Annotated in this window: 26 protein-coding genes; 22 read left to right on the top strand and 4 right to left on the bottom strand. The window is 38.9% G+C overall.

The features are described from left to right. Positions 1–95 precede the first annotated feature (95 nt). From ACTJJF_RS20960 to ACTJJF_RS20895, 14 genes are all read left to right on the top strand, one after another. Entirely contained in the window at positions 96–2,027 is a 1,932-nt protein-coding gene (locus ACTJJF_RS20960; RefSeq protein WP_440700908.1) for a type VI secretion system Vgr family protein, read from the top strand. A gap of 1 nt (position 2,028) precedes the next feature. After that, a complete protein-coding gene (locus ACTJJF_RS20955) occupies positions 2,029–2,205 on the top strand; it encodes a hypothetical protein (RefSeq protein ID WP_312305521.1) in 177 nt (58 codons plus the stop codon). Positions 2,206–2,228: 23 nt separating this feature from the next. Beyond that, positions 2,229–3,602 carry a phospholipase effector Tle1 domain-containing protein gene (locus ACTJJF_RS20950; protein ID WP_440700907.1) on the top strand — a complete coding sequence of 458 codons (1,374 nt, stop codon included), beginning with the start codon at positions 2,229–2,231 and terminating at the stop codon, positions 3,600–3,602. A gap of 81 nt (positions 3,603–3,683) precedes the next feature. Further along, positions 3,684–4,724 (top strand): DUF2931 family protein, encoded by a 1,041-nt coding sequence (locus tag ACTJJF_RS20945; RefSeq protein WP_440700906.1) that lies wholly within the window; start codon positions 3,684–3,686, stop codon positions 4,722–4,724. Then, on the top strand, positions 4,725–5,759 hold the full coding sequence (locus tag ACTJJF_RS20940) for a hypothetical protein (protein WP_440700905.1): 1,035 nt from the start codon (positions 4,725–4,727) through the stop codon (positions 5,757–5,759). 137 nt (positions 5,760–5,896) lie between these two features. Then, positions 5,897–6,388 carry a DUF4280 domain-containing protein gene (locus ACTJJF_RS20935; RefSeq protein ID WP_440700904.1) on the top strand — a complete coding sequence of 164 codons (492 nt, stop codon included), beginning with the start codon at positions 5,897–5,899 and terminating at the stop codon, positions 6,386–6,388. Positions 6,389–6,396: 8 nt separating this feature from the next. Continuing rightward, positions 6,397–9,192 carry an OmpA family protein gene (locus tag ACTJJF_RS20930; protein WP_440700903.1) on the top strand — a complete coding sequence of 932 codons (2,796 nt, stop codon included), beginning with the start codon at positions 6,397–6,399 and terminating at the stop codon, positions 9,190–9,192. A 1-nt stretch (position 9,193) separates the two neighbouring features. Beyond that, positions 9,194–9,799, top strand: a complete 606-nt coding sequence (locus ACTJJF_RS20925) for a hypothetical protein (RefSeq protein ID WP_440700902.1) — start codon at positions 9,194–9,196, stop codon at positions 9,797–9,799. A gap of 5 nt (positions 9,800–9,804) precedes the next feature. Then, positions 9,805–10,515 (top strand): hypothetical protein, encoded by a 711-nt coding sequence (locus tag ACTJJF_RS20920; protein ID WP_440700901.1) that lies wholly within the window; start codon positions 9,805–9,807, stop codon positions 10,513–10,515. A gap of 40 nt (positions 10,516–10,555) precedes the next feature. After that, on the top strand, positions 10,556–11,326 hold the full coding sequence (locus tag ACTJJF_RS20915) for a hypothetical protein (protein ID WP_440700900.1): 771 nt from the start codon (positions 10,556–10,558) through the stop codon (positions 11,324–11,326). Positions 11,327–11,350: 24 nt separating this feature from the next. Beyond that, complete coding sequence (locus ACTJJF_RS20910; protein ID WP_440700899.1) at positions 11,351–12,007, top strand: hypothetical protein; 657 nt, start codon at positions 11,351–11,353, stop codon at positions 12,005–12,007. Between the two features lie 179 nt (positions 12,008–12,186). Continuing rightward, the gene (locus ACTJJF_RS20905) at positions 12,187–12,867 is read left to right on the top strand and encodes a hypothetical protein (protein WP_440700898.1); all 681 of its coding nucleotides are present in this window, start codon (positions 12,187–12,189) and stop codon (positions 12,865–12,867) included. Beyond that, positions 12,867–13,427: a LemA family protein gene (locus tag ACTJJF_RS20900; protein ID WP_440700897.1), complete on the top strand. Its 561-nt coding sequence runs from the start codon at positions 12,867–12,869 to the stop codon at positions 13,425–13,427. The genes ACTJJF_RS20905 and ACTJJF_RS20900 overlap by 1 nt, the downstream gene beginning before the upstream one ends. After that, the gene (locus ACTJJF_RS20895) at positions 13,408–13,788 is read left to right on the top strand and encodes a hypothetical protein (protein ID WP_440700896.1); all 381 of its coding nucleotides are present in this window, start codon (positions 13,408–13,410) and stop codon (positions 13,786–13,788) included. Before ACTJJF_RS20900 ends, ACTJJF_RS20895 begins: the two co-directional genes overlap by 20 nt. Before the next feature lie 145 nt (positions 13,789–13,933). Here the strand turns inward: ACTJJF_RS20895 and ACTJJF_RS20890 are convergent, their stop codons facing one another. From ACTJJF_RS20890 to ACTJJF_RS20880, 3 genes are all read right to left on the bottom strand, one after another. After that, positions 13,934–15,724 (bottom strand): endonuclease, encoded by a 1,791-nt coding sequence (locus tag ACTJJF_RS20890; protein WP_440700895.1) that lies wholly within the window; start codon positions 15,722–15,724, stop codon positions 13,934–13,936. Between the two features lie 234 nt (positions 15,725–15,958). Next, positions 15,959–16,486, bottom strand: a complete 528-nt coding sequence (locus ACTJJF_RS20885; RefSeq protein ID WP_065399712.1) for a DUF4136 domain-containing protein — start codon at positions 16,484–16,486, stop codon at positions 15,959–15,961. Position 16,487: 1 nt separating this feature from the next. Then, on the bottom strand, positions 16,488–16,670 hold the full coding sequence (locus ACTJJF_RS20880) for a DUF5522 domain-containing protein (protein WP_007842321.1): 183 nt from the start codon (positions 16,668–16,670) through the stop codon (positions 16,488–16,490). A 40-nt stretch (positions 16,671–16,710) separates the two neighbouring features. Between ACTJJF_RS20880 and ACTJJF_RS20875 the strand changes: the two genes are divergently transcribed. The 8 genes from ACTJJF_RS20875 (at position 16,711) to ACTJJF_RS20840 (ending at position 25,474) form a co-directional block, all read left to right on the top strand. After that, a complete protein-coding gene (locus tag ACTJJF_RS20875) occupies positions 16,711–17,037 on the top strand; it encodes a hypothetical protein (RefSeq protein ID WP_312305468.1) in 327 nt (108 codons plus the stop codon). 398 nt (positions 17,038–17,435) lie between these two features. After that, positions 17,436–18,344 (top strand): 1-aminocyclopropane-1-carboxylate deaminase/D-cysteine desulfhydrase, encoded by a 909-nt coding sequence (locus tag ACTJJF_RS20870; RefSeq protein WP_312305466.1) that lies wholly within the window; start codon positions 17,436–17,438, stop codon positions 18,342–18,344. Between the two features lie 15 nt (positions 18,345–18,359). Next, positions 18,360–19,418, top strand: coding sequence for a glucosaminidase domain-containing protein (locus tag ACTJJF_RS20865; RefSeq protein WP_312305464.1), 1,059 nt, complete (start codon positions 18,360–18,362; stop codon positions 19,416–19,418). Between the two features lie 74 nt (positions 19,419–19,492). Then, positions 19,493–20,782 carry a glutamate-1-semialdehyde 2,1-aminomutase gene (hemL, locus tag ACTJJF_RS20860; protein WP_440700894.1) on the top strand — a complete coding sequence of 430 codons (1,290 nt, stop codon included), beginning with the start codon at positions 19,493–19,495 and terminating at the stop codon, positions 20,780–20,782. Positions 20,783–21,079: 297 nt separating this feature from the next. After that, positions 21,080–22,414, top strand: a complete 1,335-nt coding sequence (locus tag ACTJJF_RS20855; protein WP_440700893.1) for an amidohydrolase — start codon at positions 21,080–21,082, stop codon at positions 22,412–22,414. 19 nt (positions 22,415–22,433) lie between these two features. After that, positions 22,434–23,102, top strand: a complete 669-nt coding sequence (locus tag ACTJJF_RS20850; RefSeq protein ID WP_440700892.1) for an ankyrin repeat domain-containing protein — start codon at positions 22,434–22,436, stop codon at positions 23,100–23,102. Positions 23,103–23,309: 207 nt separating this feature from the next. Beyond that, positions 23,310–24,155 (top strand): AraC family transcriptional regulator, encoded by an 846-nt coding sequence (locus ACTJJF_RS20845; RefSeq protein ID WP_440700891.1) that lies wholly within the window; start codon positions 23,310–23,312, stop codon positions 24,153–24,155. An 80-nt stretch (positions 24,156–24,235) separates the two neighbouring features. Then, positions 24,236–25,474, top strand: a complete 1,239-nt coding sequence (locus tag ACTJJF_RS20840; protein WP_440700890.1) for an amidohydrolase — start codon at positions 24,236–24,238, stop codon at positions 25,472–25,474. Between the two features lie 127 nt (positions 25,475–25,601). Here the strand turns inward: ACTJJF_RS20840 and ACTJJF_RS20835 are convergent, their stop codons facing one another. Beyond that, positions 25,602–26,792 carry a hypothetical protein gene (locus ACTJJF_RS20835; protein ID WP_312305452.1) on the bottom strand — a complete coding sequence of 397 codons (1,191 nt, stop codon included), beginning with the start codon at positions 26,790–26,792 and terminating at the stop codon, positions 25,602–25,604. Positions 26,793–26,821: the final 29 nt, after the last annotated feature.

Here is a 26,821-nt window from a genome sequence, read left to right as displayed (position 1 = left end):
CATTATAAAACCAGTTACAAGAAATTTTTGATTGTTTTAAGAATTTTCCGTTTCGATTAAAGAATTTTTAAAAACTTAAACTATCAGCACAAAATATGTTAAATAATCCTGAAAAATTAGGAGCATCATCTTTCCGTCCTACCCAGAACGCAGATGGCGTATCCGAAAATCATCATACAGGAATCAACCGCCTGGTAAAACTTTCCCTGGTTATAGAAGGGAAAATTATCAAATATTATAAACACTTTAAGCTTATACAAAGCACCAGACGCCATCACGAATTTACTTTGACCCTGGCTCATGATACTTTAGGCAACAGACAAACCCATTCTCTGGAAGATGCCAATAAATTCCTTGGGAAACGTCTTACAGCAGTAATCTCATATAAAGATATAGACAACAGCCCCGAAAGAACTTTCGTAGGAGTAATCACCGGAGTAGGTTTCAGCCAGGAGCAGATGAGCCTCGGAAACATCGTACTCACGGGGTATAGCCCTACTATTCTTCTTGACGGAGCGTCACATGTTCAAAGCTTTGGAGGAAGTCAGCCTGTGAATATGGGGATCATCGCAGAAGAGGTGATCAGACAGGGAATTGATAAAAGCCGTTTTGATATCAGGGTAGAAGCCAATAATTTTTCTCAGATCATTTACAGCAGCCAGTATGATGAAACCCATTATAATTACCTGGCAAGAATGGCTGAAGCATATGGTGAGCAGTTCTACTATGATGGTGAAGTCTTACATTTCGGTAAACTTCCGCCTCAGAATAAGCCTATTATCCTTACATATGGAAGCAGCGCTCAGAACATTAAAGTTGAATTGAAAGCAGTTCATACCAAACCCCAATTCTATGGGTATAACAGCAATAAAGATGAAAAGCTTACATCAGGAGCAACACCAATCAAGCATGTAGGTGACCTGGCAAAAACAGCTTACAGTCATAATGATTCCATTTATAAAACACCTGCTTTACAAATTGCTCCGATCAAAGCAAGCACGCATCTTGATGTAGAGTATGCACAGAAAAGTGCTTCCGGAAGTGAAGCGGTCAATGTATTTTCCGTATCAGGAAATACTACGGTTCCTTTTCTGCATCCCGGTTGTGTAGCAGATATGCAGATGCGTAAACCGGATTCCAATGAAACCTCCTATTTCACGAGGATCATGATTACAGAAGCAGAGCATGAGATTGATGCTATAGGACATTATAACGGTAGCTTTAAAGGAATTGCAGCAGATACAGGATTTTTACCGAAACCAGAATTTACCGTTCCAAAGGCAGAACCACAGACAGCAACTGTGATTTCCAATACAGATCCGGAAGGGCAGGGTAGAATACAGGTAAGATTCGACTGGCAGACCAATGATACCACTCATTTCATCCGTATGATGAGCCCTGATGCTGGAGGAACAGATCAGATTACTCAAAACAGAGGTTATGTGGCGATCCCTGAAGTAGGAGATCAGGTAATGGTTAATTTTGTACACAGCCATCCGGACAGACCTTTCGTCATGGGAGGAATGTTTCATGGGAAAGTAGCTTTAGGAGGAGGTATCAACAATCACCTGAAGTCTATACAAACCAGAAGCGGAATCAGGATTTTAATGAATGACCAGGAAGGAAGTGTAAAAATTCTTGACCCAAGCGGGAATATTTACTTTATGGATGGAAAAGGAAATATCAACATGACTGCTCCGAAAAATTTTACTTTGAATGCAGGAGATAACATTACAATCAATGCCGGAAAAGAAATCTCAATCGGTGCCGGAAACAGTATAACAAGCACTGCCAACGACGATATAATTTCTACGGCAGGCCATGATATTGTACAAACCGCTTCCGGAGACATCAGAGAAGCTTCAGATACCCGGACTGAGATGGTGCAGAAAGAATTCAGAAGACAATCCGAGACCTCCAATGAGATTGCGGGAGAAATTTCCATGTTCAGTGAACTTGAAAATATGACAATGCAGAGCGGTAAAATAGTGGAGTTCAACAGTGCAGAAAAATCAAAACTTTTCTGATATGGCAATAAGAAAAACAGCAACCAATATACAGATCACTGTTAATGATTCTTACCATCTGAACGTAGGAAAAAAGGTTGAGAAAATTGCTCAGAAAATTAATGTTGAGGCAAAAAGTGAAAACCTGATCCTGGCAAGTGTGAAGAAAATCGTATCACAGGGAAGTAAAAGCAAATAACCGAATAAGATCTATTAAAATATATGTCAAATATAGTTTTTGGAAATTATACACCTTCCGAAGAAGAAGATGACGGGATACAGGAAGTGATCATAGGCGTCTTTTTTGACGGTACCCTGAATAACGAAAGGAATAGCTACCTGCGAAAAGAATACCAGAAGAAAAAAGCAAAACAGCCTTATGATAAAGAAGCTGCGGATGCTTATCCTATCATTCAGATTGATGCTGATAGCTATGAGAACGACTTTTCCAATGTGGCCAGAATGTACCATTTCTATGATAACAACAGCCAGAACTCTATCTATGTAGAAGGTATAGGAACAGAAAACGGATCGAGAACAGACGATACGCAAGGATATATTACAGGTACGGGAAGCACCGGAGTTCCAGCCAAAGTGAAAATAGGCTGCAGACTTGTAGCAGATAAAATTAAAAGTTTTGCCACCAGGAAAAAAACAGTCAATCTTATTCTGGATGTCTTCGGTTTCAGCAGAGGTGCTGCCGCTGCCCGTCATTTTGTGCATGAAGTTACAAAATCAAGAAACGGAAAAACTCCGGCAAGAGGAGTATTGGGACAGAGACTGGAAAATTACAATATTCAGATCAATAAATTTCAGATAAGATTCGTAGGGCTGTATGATACGGTATCTTCATACGGTGCAGACTTCGGCGATGATGTGGAAGATCTTGGGCTGGATGCTATCAAGAACAGTGCTGTAAAGAATGTTGTGCAGTTCGGGGCTGGCCATGAATGGAGAACCAATTTCAGTCTTACCGATATTACCAGTGCAGGAGAAAAAGGAAAAGAATTTATTATTCCCGGTGCTCATGCAGATGTTGGGGGATGCTATGAGAGCGAAGTTTTTAAACAGGATCACAGCCCTTCCGTATCCCCGGCAAGAGTTATCAATGATCCTGTGGAATACAATCGTATTGCTGAAGCTAAGAAACAGGTCTTCATTGATCAGGGTTGGTATATAAAAGGGCAGATCAAGACAGGTCCGCACTCCAACAAGTATGTCAACCATATTTATTTGCAGGGAGAAAGGTATATTGACAAAAGATATAGCTATATTCCCTTACACTTTATGTGCCAGATGGCCAAAGAGAAAAAATCAGAATTCAATACTTCTTCCGTGGAATTCAAATTTCAGATTCCACAAAAGGCAGGTCAGAACGGAACTCATCTGCTCAGCTATGTCAAAAGCAAGCTGCAGAAATATATTGATGATACCAAAAATATGAGTGCATTTGAAAGAAATAAAGTTTCTTACAAAAAGTATCTCGATTTTGAGAATGAAAAAAAACTCATCAATTATTATGTACACTGGTCTGCTACAGGAAAAATGGGACATGGGCCAAGAAAAGACGGAAGAAGAGAAATCATAAACGGCTGATTCATGAAAAAAATAATACAAATATTTCTATTATCTGCAACACTGAGTAGTTTGCTGTATAATTGTCAAAAAGCTAATGTTATGAACGATACGTACATGTACGAAACTGGTTCGGGATGTGATGAGAGCTATCCTATAGATACTTACCGCCAGGTATTTTATTCTAAGGATAACCAAATGATCCAGATTGATGGAATGGGCTTTCAGAGAGGCCCATGGGGGAACGGAGGCGTTACCTATGTGAAAAATGAACAACAGGATAAAAAACTTCCTGCTACCATGAAAGTAGGCTATTATTCCTATGCGGAAGATAAATTCTATGAAGGAGAATTCAATCTGCCGGTAGAGAAGATCAAAGAATATCTTAACGAAAAGGCAGACGACCCGGAATACGCCAATAAGAAGAACGAAGACAGCAAAGACGGTATTTTTCACAAATATAACCGTATAGAAGTAGGGTTTACATTGGGTGGAATGGTTGTTCTGTGGATGAAAGGCGAAGATGCCCAAAAAGTACTGGCCACATTCACGGCCAAAGAAGCCTTCCCGGACTGGAAATCTGTATTTGAAGACTCAGACCGTAAGGAAAAAGTGGAATACGGACTGAACAATGATGTATACACCCCGAAAGTTAAAAATGAAATCCTTACCAAAACCCTTCCTTTAGACCTTTGGAAGACCTATGATGACCGTTTCAACTGGAATATGCTTGTCAATCTTCCGTCGGGAGGTAAACTTGAAAATATTTCGGTGAAAACAATCAATGCTGAAACAGAAACATTATACAAGGCTGATCACGGAAATAAGAAAAGAGCAGTGCCTTACAATATCGAATTCTTCTGGTCTCTTAACGGTAAACAATACAATTCCAGAATTGTTTTCGGGGAAAATATGAATTATTACAATGCAATTTATAAAGCAACCAAAGCTTCAGCCAGAGAAGCAAGACCTGCAGATTTCAGACAGGAAGAAGTATTTAAAAACTTTCATCAGCTGAAGCCGGCAGAACCTGCACAACTGATCATTAATGTAAGCAATGACCAGTCTCTGAGCGTTTCATTAAAGCAGGGAGATCAGAATCTTGCTTTCAAAAGTATCATTGCAAAAACTTTTGGCCAGTAAATGACGCCTTATAATAAACATGCCGTTCAGAAAAATGAAACCCTGAAGACCGTTGCAGCCCTTTACGGACTGGAGCCTGATGCTTTAAAATTATTTCATAATAACCTCTGCAGCGTAAAAGATATGATTCTTATAGAGCTGACAGGGCAGAAAGAAATCTTCATTCCAAGGAATGCGGTTGAAGATCAGAATAAGCTGGTGAAATTCGGGCATGGAAACAAACTGGCTTTCAATCCCGGAAAAATGTCTTCAGGATATGGTGTGATCATCAGTATTGAAAAAGGAGATCATAAAAATGAGCTTAAATATGAAACTTCCGTCCGCTGGCTGAAAAGTGAAAACAACCTTCATTATTTTGAAATAGACAGAACCTCAAAGCTGTATCTGAACGAAGAAGAGGTCAATGAAATTGCTGATATGCTGGCTTACCGGACTTCACAGGTTTTATATCCTTTGCAGATCAGTGTAGATCAGAAAGGGAAGTTTAATGCCGTAGAAAATATTGATATTTTTAAAAAAAGATGGACTGCGGTAAAAGAAGAAGTCTATAAAGAATTTGATGGTGAAACCGTAGACAGATACTGCCGGAAAATAGAGGAAGTTATAGAAGCGCCTGAAACGATCAGTTTTTATCTTAAGAGCGATTACTTCATCAGAACTTTATTCTGGGGCATCTATCAGACTTTTGGTCCGGATTTTCAGATTACAGGTACAGAAAGCTTTCCGGTCGTGGAAAATCCTGTTGAACCCCAATACGAAATAAAGCTGGAGATCGATCCGCTGAAAGATGAGCATAGCCTGATCCGTATTGATGGAACCGGAACCCTGAATGATGAAAGATCTTCTTATGATTTTATAAGTGGCGCTCCCTTTTCAATGATGATCAGTGATAACCCGATGATTAACAGGGAGGGTGAATTCAGGTTGAGGTATTATCTGAACGGCCAGACAGCATTTCCTGAATCCATATATCTGGAATGCAGTATAAAGCTGGAAGAAGAAAAGAAAATATCGGTAGTGGTGGCTGCCCTTTAAAAAAACAAAACAAAATGAAAATAAAATTAAGCAGGAGACTTTCCATTCTCCTTTTGATCATAAACTTTGGCCTGTGTGTAGGAATCCGGCAACGAGTACCTTACAAGGCCTGTTATTTCCAATAAAGAATTTTAACCATGGCAGAAAAACATGTTGTAGTACAGGGAGCGATGTGCAGATGCCAGTTCGGACAGGCTCCGGACAAGCTGAAAGTGCTTACCCACCAGAAAGAATACGCCAATGATAAAGCCGCTTCCAAAAAGCTGATCGTTACCACAAAAGAAATCGGAGGGGCTACATTTGAAAAGAATACCTTCGGAAACTGTACCAAAATGGGAGGTCCGCCACCACCCTGTAAAATTATGGTTACAGAATGGCAGAACTTTTATGATAAGGTACAGCTCAGCAACGGCGGGTTTATTATTGTAGAAGACAGCAAGGCAGTTTGTGCAGTGGCCGGTACCCCATGCATTGAAATTATTGATCACGGCCAGAGAGCAGAAGCGAGTTCACAGAACTTTAAAAATGCTGATAAAGACGTACAGCAGCAGATCAATCCGCTGGTGGATGCTGAAGAAATGCGTAAAGAAGAAAAAATAATGAGGATACAGCCGGAGACACTTCAATAAATTAGGGTATGGCAAATAAAGGAATTAAAAAAATTGGCATCGTTCCAAGAGCAGACAATGCCAGGATCATATACAATAACGGTGAATATATATCTGTAGAACCGGGTAAGCCTATACGTTTCAATGTTTCGGAATGGTTTCCGGGGACTCCTGATGCCGATAAGAAAAAAGAAATCGTCTGGATCCGCCAGAAAGCAGGCAGAAAAGGAATCATAGAACAGCTCAGAAGACCTGCAGGCTTTGTATATGAATATAAATTTACCAAAAAAGAATGCGGGATTGTTGCCTATTATATTGAGGCCAGCTTAAGCGGAAAACCGGATACAGTCAATAAAGTGGGGTTTCATATCCTCGGATACTGCCCTCCGAAGATCGTAGATTCCAGATGGAGTACTACAGAAGGAGGTAAAGATGTCAGACAGACGTTTTATTTCAGCTATGGACATATCATCCATCTTTATTTGGGAACAGAAGGCCTGAACGGAAGAAAAGACCTTATTGTAGAAATATACAGAAGAATCAGAATGGGAGGAGGTACAAGCGATGACCCTCTGATGAGAAGCTGGACGAATGTAGAAGTGAATGATGGCGAGATCAATGTTGTCGTTCAGAATACATCCCAATGGAAAGGAACCATCAAAAACATCAAAAATGTTGAAGAATTATATGTCAAAGTAAAAGACCCCAGAACCGGAAAATACATTGTTGACGATAATAATGACGATATCCATGGGCGTTTTCTAAGAATGAAAAATGAATTGGTAGCCAAGGCTCCCAAGCCACCGCAAAATGTAGTTCCCACCAAAGTCTATATGCCGGATAAAAACCTGGCACGCTATGAGCCCTGTAAATTTGAAACCATCAGGATCACCGATATCACATTCGATAAGAACGGTGAGGTGAAAACCCCTGTCATGGTTTTTGATAACGGGAAAGGAGTAAAGAATATTGCTGGAAAAGAAACGATCCATGCAACCATCTTTTATGAATTCAATTCTGCAATTATAGAAGGAGATGGGGAGAAAAAGCTTAACAATATCCTTCGGTTCCTGCTGGAGCATCAGCATTCCACAATTACCGTAGACGGCTATGCCTGTGTGATCGGTAAAATGGAATACAATCAGTCTTTATCCCAGAAAAGATCCGATATTGTAAAGAAATTTTTTACAGACGGAGGTCTGGATGTAAAAAGAATCAGATCCTTAGGAAAAGGGGAAGTCAATCCTACAGATAATAAGAATGGGAAAGACAATATCAAATTTAAAGACGAAAAAGAATACAAAAATAACCGAAGGGTAGATATTTATTTCGAATACTTTCCTCATGATGCCAATACCATTATTTATGAAACAATAGCCCCTACTGTTTCTACCAGAAGAAACATTACCATTGACGTTACAGACTATGATACCAAAGCCTGTTTCAGAAATAAAAATCTGCATACCAGGGAAATCAAGCTGCTGGATGTAGGACAGGCCATTGATGCAGGAGATAAAGAAAGAACATTTGCCCCGCCTACATTCAATTACGGCATATATTCGGACTTGTCAAGATTTTCTGTCGTTCCTCTGCAGTACATCTGGCCGGAAGCCACCACCCCGAATAAAATTCATCTGCATGCCCATAGCTGCAGGTTTTATAGTAATACGAACAAGGTTACCGTTTTGGTAAAGGCTTATCCCGATATCAAGTGGGATTTCCATTTCTCTATGAACCTGAGCAATGAGCTTAGTGTAAAATGGCAGAACCTGCCTCCTGCAAAACATAAAGAAATGCAGAGTAAAGCAGGAAAAATAGGAAACGAAAAAAGCAAACAATATACAGCGGTAGACTTTGGTGTTACTCTGGAAGCCAACTGGGACAGAACCGCAGAAGACAAATACAACGGCCATTTTGATGCTACCCTAAAATTTGAGGATAAGATAAAATGGATGTATAAAGTGTTCAGCTCACTGAAAGAATTTTCTACCGGAGTTACAGACCAGACGAAAGGGAAGATCAGAAAACGCAGCTTTACCAGCAAAATGCCCCTGACCATAGAAATGAAACCTCCCAACTTCTGTATGGGAGCAGAATGGCAGCTGGAAAGAGGGCAGAAGAACAGAAAACCTTTGCAGACGATAGGGACCTCGCTGGAACTGTACTTTAAGGCAGAACCTATCATCGGGCTTGAACTGACCATCGATCTTCTCGATATGCTGATCCAGGCCGGAGTAGGCGTAGTGAGCGGAGGAACTGCCAATATTGCTGCCAAAAGGATACTGAACGAAGTAAGAGCATGGCTTGCTGACGAAGACCATCCTGTAACTCTGAATATGTATATCGATCTGAAACTTTTCGGAACCATTTCCGGAGAAACCAAGCTGAATTTCAATACCAATTCCGATGCAGGAGGAGCAAGCGGAAAGCTGGATACACAGATTGGTGTGGAATTGGATGCAGGAATAGAAGTGAAAGCGAAATTTGTGATCATCATTGCCGAAGCCTATGCCGAAGGAAAGCTGAAAGCTACAGGAAAAGCTACGGCTACTTTTGGTCATCGTTTAGTCTATGAACAGAAAAGCAGCACTCAGAAAACTTTATATTACAGACCCGAGGTAAAATTTGAAGGTCTGATAGCCACTGTAATCGTGAAAGCAAGTGTGGGCTTATACATTAAAAAAGGTTTTCTGGAAACCGACAGAAAAATAGATCTGGTGGATTTTGATAAAACCTATGAGATTATTCCCGAGTTTGATGTCATTAAAAAACTGGAAAAACTTACAGGATTATCTGCCCAGATTCCATTCATTCAAAAAGGATAATATGAAGAAAGTAATATTGATCAATACAATCATGCTGTTTAATTTTTGCAGCGCTCAGTCGAAAACAGATCTGTCTGCCCTGAAAACAGGTTCGGCAAATGAGCTGATCGTTAAAAATACAACAAAGCAAACTGACCTGGAGCAGACTACCGGTTATCCGTATTACAGCACTTTTAAAGTAGATCAGTATCAATACGGTGGAATTAATTTTCTGGTAGATTATCCAAAGGAAAAAAAATACCTTAAAAGTGAGATCGGTTTTCTGGTCAATAATCAGAATGATAATATTCTTCAGGGATATTATATCAGTACAAAAAACTTTCAGGAGAGTGATCATCTTATGGCCAGCCTGAAGAAAAAATATGGCCAGCCCACAGTCATATCCGTTGCAACTGATGCATGGCCCTACTCAGGATATTACTGGAAGAATACCAGAGACGGTTTTGATATCTTACTGGAAAAGATCAGAAATAAGGTGATCACAGGTCAGAAAGAAACAAAAGGATTTGAAACCAATCTGTATTTTGTGAAAAGCGGTATCCGTTACGGGAATATGAAAGACCGTGAAACCGTTTTACAAAGTTTTATAACCAGTCATGAACAATAAATAATATGAAACAGTTAAAATACATCCTGATACCGGCAATCTGCGTGGGAATGGCATCATGCAGCCCGAAGGAAAAAAAGAATGATACTCATACTGTGACAGAAACCCAGTCTGTGACCGGAATTTCAGATCTGGCATCACTCGGCATGGGAGAAAACATCAATGATATCTTAAAATCCGGAGGATGGGCAGTGAAAGATACTGTACAGGCTGATGATATAACCTTAATGGGTAACGAAAGATTAGCTTTTGCTTCCGGAAAGCTGATGAAGTACAATGGAGCCAGTCTGGAAGGAAAAAATGACTACAATACCAATAAAGTTATTTTTCATTACGGAAAAGTAGAGAAAGAATTTGGGCCGATTGCTAACGAAAAAAATGAAGAACTGGGAATGTACCAGCTCAATATCTATTCCGAACCGCAAACAAAAGCCCTTCTTGAAAACCTGAAAAAAAACCTTCAGAAACCGGTTTTCACAACTGTTCATGAAAGCTTTGATGCTGAAGTGAAAGACAACAATATCATCCCGACTCAAAATAAATTCATACAGGAAGTAGCCATCTGGAAAGTCAAAGATCTGGTGTATTACTATTGTGAAACAAAGATAGAAAACAAGCCGGAGGAGTACAGATGCAATATGTTTGTTTTTAAAAACCGTGAATGGGTAAACCTCTTGCAGGGATCAGGATATCCTGACCTCAATAAAATCCCTTAAATCAAATAAAAAAACATTTTTAGAAAAGATAAAGATTCCTATGCAGCAGCCTTATTATGTAATAGATTTCAGTGCCTCAGCATGTATGCTGGAGATCAGGATCAATGATTATCCGGTCATCCATATGAATATTCCGAACCAGATTTCCACGATGATCCCCATCAACTATGCCATTCTGGAAAGCGGAGAGCAGAAGATTACCGCCAGTATCTTACCTGTTGCCGGACAGACCGAAATTGATAAGCAGGCCGGATTGAAATTCAATATCAAACTTTTTGATGTTACCAATAATTTTGTATTTGACAGCCAGTTTGGAGACTATCAGTCAAAACCCGTTGAGAATGAAAAGTTACCCGTTATAAGATACGACAGTACCTTTAAGGCTGAAGTTCCTTATCAGCTTAAGGCATGGCAGGACGGTATCAATCTTAAAGATCTTAAAAACTGCAGGGAAAAACTGGAAGCAGCCTATGAAAAGGTCATCAAGGCAATTCAGAATAAAAAATATGATGAGTATCAAAAGATGATCTCCCGGAGAGAAGAAAACATGGCAGCATCTATGTACCTTTCAAAAGGAGAATCAGAGGGGAGATTTAAAGAACTGCTTCAGGAATTCAGTTCAGGAATGGAAATACAGCCCGTTCCCCAGGATGCCGTAATGTTCCTGCATGCAGACAACAGAACCGCTGTTCTGAAAAGACTCAACGGGGATGCTGCATTATATCTTGTAGATCCTAAAACTAGGGAAGAGCTGATGCTGGACATCACTTTTTATATTCCTGCCGGAAAAAATGAATTTGAAATTATATAGCGTCCCGGATTATATCTTGAACATATGACTGTTTTCGGATACTTCATTTTAGCTGTAGTTCTTTTCTCATTATATATAGCATACAGGATTTTTGAAAAAATTTCAAAACAAAGAAATGCTGAAAAAGGAGATGCAGGCATTCTGGAAAAAGGTGTTGTCCTGCTTTTTATCTGTCTTTTGACTGTTGGTATCAATTCTCTGGCAGGCGTCCTGTCCTATACTTACTTTTGGGAGAAAGCCTACAGGGCAGCCAACGAAAATAAATACGAAGCTATCGTTGTAGGGTATAAAAAAGAAACCGTAAAAAATCAGAATTTTAAAAATTCCTCTTATGATGCTAAAGTGGTTTATTTTCCGGAAGTGAAGTATACAGATTCGAAAGGAAAGGAGGTGATCAAAACCGTAGACGTTACAGATAATCAGCCTCCGGTAATAGGAGAACGGCTGAAGATTACCGCCGGCGCATCTAAAGACAGTGCCAATTCCATAGAACTGAATTGGGTTTTCTTTATTTTCGGAGGAGTTTTTACAGGAATCACAGCATTTTTTGCAAGTCTGCTGGCTACTTACAGTACAAAGTTGACCTTCAAAAGAAGACTAAACATATCTTCATACATTGCAGGTCTCATAGTGCTGATTAATATAACGTGTGTCATTCTAATTTATCTTAAACAACAATAATTCAGGCAGCATTCATTAATAAAATGTATTTTTGGATGAAAAACCAAAGCACAATGCAGGGAAAACAATAACAAAGCATGGAGAATATTAGAAAAAAATCATATATAGGCTATGGGATTTTGGGAACGATCGTGTTTTGTTTTCTTTATTTTATACTGTGGACTATTTTTAAAGAAAAAATGCCGCTGCATACATACCTCTATGAAATTTCCAATAATTATGATGCATACGCAGAAAAAGCAATCATCATCATTCCCCTGATCTTTTTTGTCTTTATTTTTCTTACTTTGATGAGACCAACTTCTGCTAAGAGATTTTTAAGGTTGCAGGCATCCCTTCCCACCTCCAAAATAAAATCGCTGGCAAAAGGGATTGTAGAAGTTGAAGGAACCCTGATCATGAAAGAGCCTTTATCTTCACCGGTTGATCATGAAATATGCATCGGATATTATTATACCATAGAAGATATTGACAGGGATTCTGACGGGAAACTTTCTTACAGAACCATTCACAGGGAAACCCGATGCAACCCTTTCAGCATAAAAGACGAGACGGGAACTATTGATATTGAGCCGGAAGGAATAGAGCTTGTTTTGCTTGGAGAAACCAATGTAAGCAGCAGCAATAATAAAAGATACACCGAAACCCTGCTAAAAGACGGACAAAAAATTCTGCTGGTTGGGTACGCAGATGCTAAAAACGGTGTGCCTTTCATCAGAAAAGATGACCATTATAAAATCCTCGGAGTGACTTCATCATCAGGAATCACCGTATGGAATAAATACCAGCCGCTGCTGAGGTCTTTCATGGTTACCTGTTCAATAATCCTTTTAATTATCATTTATATACTCATACAATAATGAATCAGACTGTTGCCATCATATTACTCATCCTTTTAGGCGTAGTGATTATAAGTTTTTTGATCAATTTATATAACAAACTGGTCATGCTGAAATTTAACGTTGATAAAGCTTATGGCAATATTAATGTTGTTTTGAAGCAGCGTGCAGATGAAATTCCGAACCTGGTCAATGTAGCGAAGCACTTTATGAATTATGAAGAAAACCTGCTTTCCCGTCTTACAGAACTCAGAACTTCTTATAACCGGACATCCGATGCCGATAAAAGGACTGAGCTTGCTAATGAAACTTCAAAAGCCTTGTCATCATTCTTTGCCGTTTCCGAGAATTATCCCGAACTGAAATCAAGCAACAATTTTCTGGAGCTACAGAAAAGAATCTCCGAGCTGGAAAACAAAATTGCAGACAGAAGAGAGTTTTTTAACGACAGTGTCAATCTTTATAACATCGGAATTCATGAATTCCCTAATGTAATACTGGCCAAAATGCTGGGCTATAAAGACAAGACCTTACTGGAAATAACAAACGCTGAAAAACACTATGACGGAGTTCAGTTTTAATACCTTCTTCGGACTCGAAACAGAAATCACGGAGCATCCTGAAATGGTGATATTCGGGGCTATGTTTCTTCCGTTGCTGTTGTTTATCCCTGCAGCTGTCATCGGTTGGATATTCAGGAAGCTTAAGTTCAATATGTATATCATCCATGTATTGATGTATACCTTACTGTTTACTTTTGTATTGGGTGCCCTTACCATATTCGTACTTTATTTTATTACAGATAAGAACGGAATAAAATTAGCCTATTGCTGGCTTACCGTAATGGTCGGGATGTTTATTTTCAGCATGATCAACTCCAATACCATTACTAAAATGTTCACCGATTGGTCAAAGATTATTAAGGATAAGGAGAGAAGGTGACAGGTAAAATACCTTTTCTATATTATTTAGCTTTATCGTACCAGCTGGTTGATGGATATTCAAAAGAAAAGAAACAGTTTTAAAAAAAAATTAAAAAAGCCGGTCTCCAAAAATAGAAGACCGGCTTTTTATATTGAAATACATATTATTTTACCAAAAACTGCATCGTAGCATGATCCAGTTTCAGAATATAAATTCCCTGACCCAGATTTCCGGTTTTAATAGAGTTACCATTTCTGAATGGCTGATCAATTGTTTGTAAAACCTTACCCTGAAGTGTATAGATTTCAGCTTTTTTTACACTCTGAAGATCGCCTTTTACAAAGATTTCCTGATTTGTAACCGGGTTTGGTGAAATTTTAAAACTCTTTGTTGCTTCCGGAGAAATGCTTTGAGCCTGTCTTGCCGAAGATTCAGAATAGCATGTCCACGAAAGGTCATCAATAGCCACTCTGTTGGTTGATGAATTGTTCACCAGGCTCACCGTTACATTTCCTGAGACGTTGATATTGCTGATCGTTGTAGTCGTTGCTGAGGTGCTGTATGGAACCGTTCCCACTGTAGTTCCGTTCACTTTCACATCAAAAGTTCCGTTGCTTCCCGAAAACTTCATTTGAGTAGTTACCGTTAAAGAACCGATACCATTGGAAGAGCTTCCTGATGTTAAAGAACCGTTTCTTACCGTAATCGCTTTATTATTGATCGTCTGATCTGTCCTTGCATCCGTTGCCGTCCATGAGATACCGCCGTTGCTCCAGGTTCTTGTTGTATAGGAAGCGCTGGTTGCGGGGATCGTCTCAAAATTTTCATTCGTACATCCAGTAGACGGAGTTGTAGTACTTCCTGCATTGGTTGTCCCTGAAACAGTTGAACTGTTCGATGAAGAATTTCCGGCAGCATCTTTGGCTACTATATAAAAACTGTAGGTTGTGGAAGAGCTGAGTCCTGAAACTGTTGTAGAGGCTGTACTTACCGTTGCTTTAAGGCTTCCGTTCATATACACATCATAAGCCGTTACTCCTACATTATCCGTAGACGCATTCCAGGCAAGAGAAATGCTGTTGGATGTCTTTCCTGAAATATTTAAGCCGGTAGCCGTTGTCGGAGCCTGCGTATCACCTGAAGGCTGCTGGGAACCCCAGATAAGATTAACATAATTGGGATTGTCAATAAACGGATTCCTGTTTCCCTGATACGTATAAGACGCATTATTCCTTCTGATCTCAGCCTGAGAAACCGGATCCTGATTGTGCCAGGCCAGAAGAACATTCAGCTCCCAGGTCTGTAATCCCGGAAAAGCAGAACTCCCCAGCATATTTCCTGAAGTGAATGAAGAAAGCTTACTCTGATAACGGGTCACAAAATAGAAGATCATACGGGCTACATCCCCTTTAAACTCATCGATCGGCTCAAAAACCGTTCCTGAATATCCGGAAGATGCAGAAGATCCAAGTTTAGAACCGTTTTTGGAGGTAAATGTTGCGCTGGCAACCTTCCCGAAAGGATAATTACTCCTCATTCCATTGACCTTTCCGTCAGTGGCCCTGATAAAATGAATATCTGAAACCATTGGAGAAGATTGATTGAACAGGCTTTGAGGGATCACATGCTCTCTGTTGTAGCAATTGCCTTCCGTAGAATACGTTCCGCACTGGTTGCTTCCGGGTGTATATTTATAAGGATCGGCACCTGCAGGTTTTTCAGAATATATATCAAGAATAGATCCGTCGTTTTCGTAATCTTTATCAATATCAGTAGTTTTATAGGCCGTCCACAGTCCGCTATAACCTTTGTCCTGATGTCCGCTGGTAATAATGCTGCTCAATGCAGTTTTCAGTGCTGCGCCGCTTAATCCGCTGGCAGAATTGTAGTATCCTGCAGGAGCCTGTGCATGGGCAAGTCCCGCAAATACAGAGAATAAGATGATTTTTTTCATATCAATACAAGTTTCAGCAAGATTACTACATTTTTACGAATAAAAAATTACATTATCATTAATTTTGAATGTAGAACATTCTGTTTTATGGATATGTAGTCATTCATGAAATCCAACAATGGTTTAGCCAAAACCTGACACAACATAAACATTACCAATATCCTCACCCATATAAACCCAAACAAAAACCGGTACAAAAATGCACCGGTCTGTATATAATAATAGTCCTCAATTTTACTTTCTCTGTGGCGGATAGTTTTTCATGATCTCAGCCATGATTTCAGGAATCTGTCTTTGCTTAGATCTTGGAGAATCTACAGAAATTCCGCTTCCGATACCCTGCCAAACCAGTTTGTTGGTTTTTGCGTCGATCAGGTCAACGATTAATGCGCCTTCATTATAATTGCTCGTCCATGTTCTGTTCATACCGACACCCCATCCGAAGGGCCCGCCCCATCCCCACATTCCGTAAGGAGAAGAACTTTGTATATCCGTAATTTTTTTATGATTTGCTTTTACGTTGATAATAAGATCAGGATTCTCTCCTGACTGAAGTCCTTTACTTTGAAGCTGTCTTGACAACTCATTCAGAACTCTGTCTTTATCAATATCATTCAGTTTAAGATCGTCAATTCTTATTTTATAAGTCTTATAAGAATTGAAATTGGCGGTTTCAGCATAGTCTGAACGTACCTGAAAAGGGCTACAAGAAGTGAGACCTAATGTAGCAGATGCCAACAAAATAAAAATATATTTTTTCATTTTATTTATTTTTTTTATCATTTTTAATGAATGTATCAGTCTTTTTATCGTACCCGTAAGGACAGTGCCTGCAGCCGCTTTTACAGCAATATCCTCTTTTCAGATGGAATTTTTCTGTAAAAACCTTGTATCCCTGTTCATTATAGTAAAAGTCTTCACCTTCTTTGATGTCATAATGGGCCATAAGTTAAACGCAAGTCAAAAAACTTTTTATATTTGTTACTATGATAATTGTATGCCAAAAGCCATTAAAAAAACTAAAAATTAACGGCATAGCTCTCTTTCCCTTTATCTTCATTAGGAAACCCGAAGATAAGGAAAATAATATACTTATCAATCACGAAAAGATTCATTTACGGCAGCAACTGGAAATGCTTATCATTTTTTTCTACATTTTCTACGTTATTGAGTATTATTACTGGTTTTTCAAACTTAAAGACGGCTATCTCGCCTACAGAAGAATCTCATTCGAAAGAGAAGCCTATACCAATGAACATAATTTGACTTATCTCAAAAAAAGAAAATTCTGGAACTTCAGGAAATATTTGTAGAAAGATTGAAAGATTGAAAGATTGAAAGATTGAAAGATTTTGTCGTTATAGAACTATTATCCTGCTTATAAATATAAGGACATCAATATCAATATCAATATCAATATCAATATCAATAGGGGCGGGCTTTAGCCCGGCCAAATAAATTAAAATATTCCATTGGCTTTAGCCAAACCTAAAAATGTGAACACAACATCACAAATAATTTCACAAATTTCATGAACATTTTATATGAAATAATTTACAATCATCTGTGTAAAACTGTAATGTCTGTGGTTAAATGCCCATCAACATCCCATACAAAATTGCTGCATCGTCCAATATGATTGGGACAAAAACTATAACTAATCTTTTACTACTTTTGCAAAAATAACCCATGGATAGTTTAAAAAACTAAAATGCTATTACAATTCCCCACAGAACCTGTTCCGATTCAGGAAATCCCGATTCATAAAAATATCAGGGTTTTCATCAAAAGAGAAGACCTTATTCATCCTCAGATTTCTGGTAACAAATACTGGAAGCTTTTTTATAATGTCAATCATTATCTGGAAAAAAATCCTGAGAAACCTTATATCATTACTTTCGGAGGGGCATTTTCCAATCATATTGCAGCGGTTTCTGCAGTAGGAAGCAAGGCAGGTATTCCGACTTTGGGAATAATAAGAGGAGAAGAACTGCAGCATAAATGGAGGGATAATCCTACTTTACTTTTTGCAAAAAGAAACGGAATGAACCTGAAATTTGTCACCCGTGAAGAATACCGGCATAAAGAAAAATTGACTGAATTCCTGCAGCACGAGTTCCCGGAGGCTTTAATTGTTCCGGAAGGAGGAACCAATGGAGAGGCGGTAGAAAGTGTGAAAATGATGCTGAACGAGCAAACAAAAGATTTTGACTATCTTTGCACCGCAGTTGGAACCGGAGGTACCATTGCCGGAATTTCGAAATTTTGTGAAGACAATCAGAAAGTTATAGGATTTAAAGCTGTTGATGATGCTTCACTGGAAAATAAAATATTTGAATTAACTTTGAAACGGAATTTTGATCTAATAGATTCATGTTTTGGAGGTTATGGTAAAATAAGTGATGAAAATATCCGTTTTATCAATGATTTCAAAGAGAAATACGATATTCCTCTGGAACCGATTTATACAGGAAAGATGATGCAGAAGGTATTTGAGCTGATTGATGCAGAGTTTTTTCCTGAAAACAGCAGGGTTTTATGCTTTCATACAGGCGGATTGCAGGGAATTGAAGGCGCTAATCTGCTGTTAGAAAAACAGAATAGAAATTTAATTATATAAGTAAAATTGAAAAACATGAAAAGACTTTTCCTATCCATAAGCCTTTTAGTTTTATCAAAATTTTCTGCTCAGGGATGGGCAACCGAAGATCAGTACATTCAGAGATTTGCTAAATACGCAGTAGAAGAAATGGAAAAATATAAAATTCCGGCTTCTATCACTCTTGCCCAGGGGCTCCTGGAAACCGGAGGCGGACAGAGCAGACTGGCTCAGGAAGGTAAAAACCACTTCGGTATCAAATGTAAAGAAGACTGGACAGGTAAAACAATGAAGCATACGGATGATGCACCTAATGAATGCTTCCGTGTGTATGACGATCCCAGACAGTCTTATGAAGACCATTCCATATTTTTATCTACCAGAAAATATTACGCTAATCTTTTCAAATTGGATATGAAAGATTACAGAGCATGGGCACATGGGTTGAAAAAAGCAGGTTATGCAACCAATCCACGCTATGCTTCCATCCTGATCACCAAAATTGAAAAGTATAAATTATACGAATACGACAATACCAATTCTAATGAAGTGCTGTACGCCGTTCTTAAAATGTATCCGGATCTGAAAGATGACAGAACTTTCATGGCACAGCTGGAACCTTCAAAGGCAACAAAAAAAGCTAAAGAACCGGTAACCGTAGAAGTTCCTTACAAACAGACCTCTTATGCACAGCAGCAGAAAAGAGTGGAAAGAATCAAAACAAAAGCAGAAATTCTTAATTCCATTCTTATCAAAAGCCACCCGAATGACGGTCTGAAATACATTATCATCCCTGAAGATACCGACGTAAAATTCATCGCCAATAAATTCAAGGTGAGCGAAAGCCGCCTGATGAAGTGGAATGAACTGGAAAATGAGACATTGAAGAAAAATGATATTGTCTTCCTTGAATCTAAAAACTCCTCAGGAAATACAGCAACTTACAAAGCCGCATCCGGTGAAGATATGCATGATATTGCCCAGAAATTCGGAATCAAATTACATAAATTATATGCTAAAAACAGAATGGATGAAGGGCAACAGCCATCTGCAGGACAGCTGATTTATCTGATTGATAAAAAACCACGAAACTAATTTTATTTTTCGTTGAGAGTTTATAGTTGACAGTTAAATGCCAACAGCCACTGTTAACGAACAGCTAAATATATATGAAATACCAAAGAAGTTCGGCTTTATTTGATGAAGCCTACAAATACATTCCGGGAGGAGTCAACTCTCCGGTAAGAGCATTTAAATCTGTAGGAGGTGTTCCTGTTTTTATGAAATCGGCAAAAGGTGCTTACCTTACCGATGCAGATGACAATACCTATATTGATTACATCAATTCATGGGGGCCGGCTATTTTAGGGCATACCCATCCTGAAGTACTGGAAGAACTGAAAATACAGGCCGAAAAAGGATTCTCATTCGGAGCTCCAACAGAACTGGAAACAGAAATTGCAAAATTCATCATTGAAAATGTCCCGAATATAGACCAGATCAGAATGGTTTCTTCAGGAACAGAAGCTTGTATGAGTGCCATCAGACTGGCAAGAGGATATACAGGAAGAGATAAAATCGTAAAATTTGAAGGCTGCTATCACGGGCATTCAGATTCATTTCTGATCAAGGCGGGAAGTGGTGCGGCTACATTTGGAAACCCAAACTCTCCGGGAGTAACTGCCGGTACTGCAAAAGATACACTATTGGCCCGTTATAATGATTTCGAGCAGGTGGAAGATCTGTTCCGTCACAATCAGGGAGAGATCGCTGCGGTGATCATTGAGCCGGTTGCCGGAAATATGGGTTGTGTATTGCCTGAAAATGATTTCCTTCAGAATCTAAGAAAGATCTGCGACGAAAACGGGGCTTTACTGATCTTTGATGAGGTGATGACCGGTTTCAGATTAGCATTCGGGGGAGCTCAGGAACTTTTCAATGTGAAAGCTGACCTGGTAACTTACGGAAAAGTAATCGGAGGAGGACTTCCGGTAGGAGCTTTTGCAGGAAGAAATGAAATTATGGATCACCTGGCACCAAAAGGCGGAGTATACCAGGCAGGAACATTAAGCGGAAATCCTTTGGCGATGAGAGCAGGATTAAAAACGCTTCAGCTGATCAAAAACGATCCTGAATTCTTCAACAGATTAAACAAAACAACCCAAACACTGGATCTTGAAATCGGAAAAATCTTAAATGAAAAAGGAATTTCCCATAAGATCAACAGAAAAGGTTCAATGATGTCCGTTTTCTTCCATACCAACAGGGTTTCCAATTTTGATGAAGCTCAGGAAGCGAACCATTCATTATTCAACAACTTTTTCCACCAGATGCTTCAGAATGGAGTGTATTTGCCGCCAAGCGGGTATGAAACCTACTTCATCAGTGATGCAATCAAGGAAAAAGAAATTGATATGACACTGGAAGCTGTAAGGAAATTTGAATATTCAAATAAATAAAAATAAATGGAACCGGATTTTTATCCGGTTTTTTTATGCAAAAGAAATTTGATTTGAAGAGTTTGGATTGAAAAAATTTCAAAGCAATCTATATCACTCCGTAGGAGTCTCAATAAGGTAAAACAGCATCATTTAGATTTCTACCGGAATGACAATTTCCGTGGATACTTTCTTATTGGAATATGAAAGGTATTTTAGTAAGTAATCACCACAAAGCATAAATCATACAGATTTTGTAATAAACCATACACTTTGTTCAGGCCGGTTCTTTTTAATTTTGTCATAAACAGATTGGAAATGAAGACCTCAGACAATACCCTGTCCCGTAAGGATTTTATCAGAAATTCGGCATTGGCCATGGCGGGATTAACTTTAATACCTAATATCATGACCGCATCACCTCTTTTTGAAGCAAAAGATACCTCAGCAAAAGGAAAACTGAGCCTTAAGAATGTTCGTCTTGAAACCGGTTTTGAATATGAAGAAGGAGAAGTGTCTTCTACAAAAACAGATCTTTTTTATATAGAAGTTGAAAATGGAAAGATCACAAAGATTGCTGCCAACCAGCCTGATGCTAAAGCGATAGATGCTAAAGGTCTCCTGATGCTGCCCGCTTTTAAGGATATGCATATTCATCTTGATAAAACTTTTTACGGAGATCACTGGCAGGCCGTAAGGAAAAGAACCGGCGGAGTGAAAGGAATGATAGAACTGGAGCAGAAAATGCTGCCTGAAATGCTGAAAAATTCAACATTCAAAGCTGAGAAAATGATCGAACTGCTGCAGTCAAAAGGAACTTCATTTGCCCGTAGCCATGTGAATATTGAACCCACCTCAAAGCTTCAGTCTTTAAAAAATCTTCAGAAAGCTTTAGAGAATAAAAAGAAAGGTTTTGGTGCAGAGCTCGTGGCATTTCCACAACATGGCGTATTTTATACAGACTCAGCTCCGTATCTGAAAGAGGCGGCAAAGATGGATATTGATTTTATCGGTGGTGTAGACCCTTTTAATGTTGACGGGAATATTGAAAAAGTCATAGATTTCACAGTTCAGCTTGCTTTGGATCATAAAAAAGGGATTGATATTCACTTACATGAAACAACAGATTCCGGATTGAAAACGGTAGAATATCTGATAAAGAAAGTGAATGAAAATCCATCTCTGAAAGGGAAAACCTATTTGAGCCACTGTTTTATTTTAGCGAAATTAGAAGCCACAAAGCAGGAGGAAATTGCTGAAAAATTAGCTGAAGCAAAAATCGGGATTGTTTCAACTATTCCTTTCGGAAGAATGATTATGCCGATTCCTGTACTTTATAAGCATAATGTAACGGTACTGACCGGGAACGACAGTATTGTAGATCACTGGAACACTTTCGGGACAGGAAGCGTGCTTCAGAAAGCTAATCTGATGGCACAACTTTACGGCTATTCCACGGAGTTTCATCTGTCGAGAAGTTTAAAGCTGGCGACTGGAAATATCCTTCCATTGGATGATAAAGGTACTCAGCAATGGCCTAAATCTGGAGATAGGGCAGATTTTGTCCTGATCAATGCCACTTGTTCAGCCGAAGCGGTATCAAGAATTTCAAACGTAGAATCGTTGGTTCATCAGGGAAATATTGTTTTTTAATTTTCAAAAATGAATCATAATGAAAGTATTACTATTTCTTCTGTCACTCGGGAGCCTGAATGCCTGCGAGAAGAAACCTGTTGAATTTCAGAAACAAGAGATGATACAGGAAACAAATATCATAAACCTGGTGAAAAAAAATGACATTGCTGCCGTAAAATCAGCATTGGATAATAGGGCAGATGTCAATACTAAGGATAAAAAAGGCCGTTCCTTACTGCTTATAGCAACCATAGACAAGCAGACGGAAATGGCAAAACTGCTCGTTTCCTATAAAGCAGATGTTAATCTTCAGGATGATCAGCTTGACAGTCCGTTTTTGTATGCAGGAGCGAGCGGGCAGACCGAACTGATCAGATTATTTTTAGAAAACGGAGCCAGGTTCGATGTATTCAACCGTTATAGTGGTACTGCTTTGATTCCTGCCTGTGAAAGAGGGCATGTGGAAACGGTAAAAGTTCTGGCAAAGACAAAAGGTTTCCCTGTCAATCATGTAAACCGCCTGGGATGGACAGAGTTGATGGAAGCAGTAATTCTGGGAAACGGAACTCAGAAATATCAGGAGATCGTAAAGATTTTAAAAGATAACGGGGCAGATCTTACCATTCCTGACCGATCAGGGAAAACAGCTCTGCAGCATGCAGAAGAATCAGGGTTTGCAGAGATTGCTCAAATATTGAAATCATAGATAAACTTATGCTGTTGGAGGTTGGATAATGCAAAGGGATTCGAGTCTTTGCATTCATCCGGCCAATATTCCAAAGTATATAATATCAATTTGGAAATATAATTTAGTTAGTGTTTTTCGGCCACAAAGGATGTCTTTGCTTCTTTTGTGGCTATTTTAATTTTTTCTCTCATAAATTTTATTAATTTTAAGAGAAATTCAGGTAACGTGAGTTCTCATACAGATCATTTTCCTATTTTAGGAATTCAGGAGTTTAGCGAAAACCAGCTGAAAGGCTGTCATCTGCTGTTTAATGAACTTTACGGTGCCCGTTCCATAGATGATCCTCATAAGCACGATTTTTTTATCATCAACCTTTTTGAGCATGGGGTAGGTTCGCATACCATAGATTTTACGGAATATCCGGTTAAAGATCATCAGATCCATCTCGTTTTTCCGGATCAGGTACATCAATGGGTGATTGAAAAAGAAACGGTAGGCTATCAGCTGATGATCAGCAGAGACTGGTTCGAAAGTTTCCTGCCTTCATTAAGGTTTTCTGCTTCCTACTATCAGAATCATCCGGTCATTAATCTTTCCGGGGAGGTCTTTAACGCTTTTCTGTATGAATTTCAGGCCATCCAAAAAGAACTCAGTGAAGAGAAAATTTTTTGGGAACTTATTCAGAAAAGGAGTGAGCTGATAGGGCTGCTGGTGAGCAAAACAATGGAAGGAGCTTTCAAAGACTTCGAGGTCTATCACTCCAACCCGATCATTTCGAAATTTCTGCATCTCATTGATGAACATTTCAGAACAGAAAGATCTGTTTCATTTTATGCCGATAAGCTGAATATTTCGGCCAATTATCTGAATATTGTCTGTAAGAAAAATCTTAATGCTTCCGCTTCATCTCTTATTCAGGACCGTATTTTACTGGAAGCGAAACGTCTTTTAAAAGTATCTGAAATGTCAGTAAAAGACATTGTATATGATCTTGGTTTTTATGATCACGCCAGTTTTTCGAAGTTCTTTAAGACACAGACGGGAATGACTCCGTCTCAATTCAAAGAATAATCTGTACAAAATATGACATAATTGATACACCGGTTTTGAGTAAAAGCCGGTGTAATTTTGTGGTGTTAAAATAGTAAATCATGCAATTTCCATATCAATTAACTGCAAAAGGAACATATTCCCTGAAGAATGTCCGCCTGGAAACAGGCTTTGAATACGAAAATGAGGAGGTGACCGGAACAAAAACAAACCTTTTCAGTATTGAAATTGAGGACGGAAAAATTAAAGAAATAAAAGCCAATGATCCCGCTTCCAATGCCATAGATGCCAAAGGATATCTGATGCTTCCCGCTTTCAGGGATATGCACATCCATTTGGACAAAACATTATATGGACTTCCATGGAAGGCACTTTCACCCAAAAGAAGGACGGTGAAAGATATGATTGCCTATGAGCAGGAAATTATTCCCGAACTTTTAAAAACTTCTGTAGAGAGGGCAGAACAGCTGATCAGCCTTCAACAGCATTACGGAACTCACTTTGCAAGAACCCATTTCAATATTGATCCCACTTCAGGATTAAAATCGCTGGAGCGCCTGGAGCAGGCCCTCGAAAATAAGAAAGATTCCTTTAAAGTGGAAACCGTTGCCTTTCCTCAGCATGGAGTATACTATACGGAAACGCTTCCTCTGATGAAAGAAGCCGCAAAACTGAAAAGCGTGAGCTTTATTGGTGGCCTGGATCCTCTGAGCATCGATGGAAGTATTGAAAAGGTAATGGATTTTACCGTACAGCTGGCATTGGATCATCATAAAGGAATTGATATTCACCTGCATGAAGTAGGAGAGTCCGGAATGAAAACCATCAATTATTTGATCGATAAAGCGATTGAAAATCCACAGCTTCAGGGGAAAACTTTTGTAAGTCATGCATTTGCTCTGGCTCATCTGAATCCGAAAGAAACAGAGCAGATCGCTGAAAGACTGGCTGCTGCAAAAGTGGGAATTGCTTCTTCCGTACCTTTTGGGAAAACAATAATGCCGATTCCGACCTTAAAGAAATACGGAGTAAATGTATTGATAGGAAATGATAATGTACAGGATTACTGGAGCACTTTCGGATCCGGAAGTATGCTGCAGAAAGCAAATCTTATTGCTGAACTCTACGGATATGCTACAGAATATGCATTGTCAAGAGCGTTGCAGTTTGCCACACAAAGTATTCTTCCGCTGGATGAAAAAGGAAAGCAACAGTGGCCTAAAGCCGGAGATGAAGCAGCCATTGTTCTGACAGAAGCTTCATGTTCTGCAGAAGCCGTTTCCAGAATCTCTAAAATAGAAGCCCTGATGCATGACGGGAACCTGTTTTGGAGAAATTAATTAAAAGTATATATATTTTTTATACACTTGTTTTTTGTAATCAACCATCGTTTTTACGATGGTTGTTTTATGCAACAAAAAACCATCAGAAATTTCTGATGGTTTTTTATTGAAATGAAGAAACTAGTTATTGTAAAGCTGCTAAAAGGTTTACTCCATCTACGGTAGCCCAAGCTCCCGGTACCAGAGAAACTTTTGTAACACCTGTAGCATTTGTGAAAGTTTTACCACCATTGGTCTGAGCATAACCCCAAACGCCAGGATTATCAGAATTCAGATAAGTAAGAGGTTCTACTTTTACTTTTCCTGCATTCACTTGGCTTGTATTGGTAGCATCATCCTGAATTAATACAGCATAAGCTTTTTGTGAACCAATATTTTTATATCCACTGATATATACATTAGAGAAAATTCCTGTTCCGTGTTTTTTAAACTGAATTGCAGAAATCTCAGGAGAGTTAGCTGTCTCAGGATTTGTATTAGTATTTCTGATTAATGTAATATTTGAAATCTTAGGAGCAACATTGTCTGCATTTCCTGAAGCTTCAATTTCCATTCCGAAGTTACCTGTTCCGGTTTGGAAGGCATACCAGTTTGTATTTTCTTGTCCGCTCCATGCATCCTGCCAGTCAAATGAATCATCATAGTTACCATAAGAAACAAGATTTTTTGCACTTACTGTTCCTCCGAAGAATTCATAACCATCATCTGTTCCTTTGTAAGTAACTAAGTTTTCTAATACTGTGCCTGTACCTACAGCGTAAAATGTCATAGAGTTGGTTTCAGAGGTACCATCACCAATTTTTTTACCAGCATATTCAACACGTACGAACTTCATTACTCCTGAGTTGGATGCAGCGTCACTACCTCCATATTTAACGTTGTTACCATCTTCTGATAAAGCAGATGTATTTCCGTTTACAGCTTTGATCGGCGCACTTCCATATAATGTAATACCTCCCCAGTCACCCGGCATTTTTGTCGCTGTTGTAAATACAATTGGTTCTGCTGCTGTACCTACAGCATTGATCTTACCGTCCTGAAGAACTACTAATCCACTTGTCACAGAAGTATCAACGGTGAAAGTTGCACCGGCTTCAATTGTAAGGGTTGCTCCGTTCATAACTTTTACAACACCTTTCAGTTTATAATTTCCTTTTTTAAATACGGTATCTTTACTGATGATTCCCTCCAAATCGGTTACACCAGGAGTAACAACTGTTTCGCCAAGGCCGTCATTTACTTCTATCGTACATGAGTTTAAAGCTAATGTTAAAACTGCTGTTAATGATAATAATGATAATACTCTTCTTTTCATTTTATACTTTTTTTACTTTATTAAATTTG

This window comes from Chryseobacterium sp. 22458, assembly GCF_052044975.1.
In the GTDB taxonomy this organism is placed as follows: Bacteria; Bacteroidota; Bacteroidia; order Flavobacteriales; family Weeksellaceae; genus Chryseobacterium.
The sequence above is the reverse complement of the archived record's forward strand: the minus strand, read 5'-3'. Positions and strand labels throughout refer to the sequence as shown.

Excerpts from the sequence above, each read along its gene's own strand:
- ACTJJF_RS20955 (WP_312305521.1), top strand. The coding sequence starts at position 2,029 with ATGGCAATAAGAAAAACAGCAACCAATATACAGATCACTGTTAATGAT.
- ACTJJF_RS20880 (WP_007842321.1), bottom strand. The coding sequence starts at position 16,670 with ATGGCCCATTATGACATCAAAGAAGGTGAAGACTTTTACTATAATGAA.
- ACTJJF_RS20925 (WP_440700902.1), top strand. The coding sequence starts at position 9,194 with ATGAAGAAAGTAATATTGATCAATACAATCATGCTGTTTAATTTTTGC.
- ACTJJF_RS20850 (WP_440700892.1), top strand. The coding sequence starts at position 22,434 with ATGAAAGTATTACTATTTCTTCTGTCACTCGGGAGCCTGAATGCCTGC.
- ACTJJF_RS20875 (WP_312305468.1), top strand. The coding sequence starts at position 16,711 with ATGATAATTGTATGCCAAAAGCCATTAAAAAAACTAAAAATTAACGGC.
- hemL (WP_440700894.1), top strand. The coding sequence starts at position 19,493 with ATGAAATACCAAAGAAGTTCGGCTTTATTTGATGAAGCCTACAAATAC.
- ACTJJF_RS20920 (WP_440700901.1), top strand. The coding sequence starts at position 9,805 with ATGAAACAGTTAAAATACATCCTGATACCGGCAATCTGCGTGGGAATG.
- ACTJJF_RS20905 (WP_440700898.1), top strand. The coding sequence starts at position 12,187 with ATGCCGCTGCATACATACCTCTATGAAATTTCCAATAATTATGATGCA.
- ACTJJF_RS20870 (WP_312305466.1), top strand. The coding sequence starts at position 17,436 with ATGCTATTACAATTCCCCACAGAACCTGTTCCGATTCAGGAAATCCCG.
- ACTJJF_RS20935 (WP_440700904.1), top strand. The coding sequence starts at position 5,897 with ATGGCAGAAAAACATGTTGTAGTACAGGGAGCGATGTGCAGATGCCAG.
- ACTJJF_RS20900 (WP_440700897.1), top strand. The coding sequence starts at position 12,867 with ATGAATCAGACTGTTGCCATCATATTACTCATCCTTTTAGGCGTAGTG.
- ACTJJF_RS20930 (WP_440700903.1), top strand. The coding sequence starts at position 6,397 with ATGGCAAATAAAGGAATTAAAAAAATTGGCATCGTTCCAAGAGCAGAC.
- ACTJJF_RS20865 (WP_312305464.1), top strand. The coding sequence starts at position 18,360 with ATGAAAAGACTTTTCCTATCCATAAGCCTTTTAGTTTTATCAAAATTT.
- ACTJJF_RS20950 (WP_440700907.1), top strand. The coding sequence starts at position 2,229 with ATGTCAAATATAGTTTTTGGAAATTATACACCTTCCGAAGAAGAAGAT.
- ACTJJF_RS20940 (WP_440700905.1), top strand. The coding sequence starts at position 4,725 with ATGACGCCTTATAATAAACATGCCGTTCAGAAAAATGAAACCCTGAAG.
- ACTJJF_RS20885 (WP_065399712.1), bottom strand. The coding sequence starts at position 16,486 with ATGAAAAAATATATTTTTATTTTGTTGGCATCTGCTACATTAGGTCTC.
- ACTJJF_RS20945 (WP_440700906.1), top strand. The coding sequence starts at position 3,684 with ATGAACGATACGTACATGTACGAAACTGGTTCGGGATGTGATGAGAGC.
- ACTJJF_RS20890 (WP_440700895.1), bottom strand. The coding sequence starts at position 15,724 with ATGAAAAAAATCATCTTATTCTCTGTATTTGCGGGACTTGCCCATGCA.
- ACTJJF_RS20840 (WP_440700890.1), top strand. The coding sequence starts at position 24,236 with ATGCAATTTCCATATCAATTAACTGCAAAAGGAACATATTCCCTGAAG.
- ACTJJF_RS20895 (WP_440700896.1), top strand. The coding sequence starts at position 13,408 with ATGACGGAGTTCAGTTTTAATACCTTCTTCGGACTCGAAACAGAAATC.
- ACTJJF_RS20835 (WP_312305452.1), bottom strand. The coding sequence starts at position 26,792 with ATGAAAAGAAGAGTATTATCATTATTATCATTAACAGCAGTTTTAACA.
- ACTJJF_RS20960 (WP_440700908.1), top strand. The coding sequence starts at position 96 with ATGTTAAATAATCCTGAAAAATTAGGAGCATCATCTTTCCGTCCTACC.
- ACTJJF_RS20910 (WP_440700899.1), top strand. The coding sequence starts at position 11,351 with ATGACTGTTTTCGGATACTTCATTTTAGCTGTAGTTCTTTTCTCATTA.
- ACTJJF_RS20855 (WP_440700893.1), top strand. The coding sequence starts at position 21,080 with ATGAAGACCTCAGACAATACCCTGTCCCGTAAGGATTTTATCAGAAAT.
- ACTJJF_RS20915 (WP_440700900.1), top strand. The coding sequence starts at position 10,556 with ATGCAGCAGCCTTATTATGTAATAGATTTCAGTGCCTCAGCATGTATG.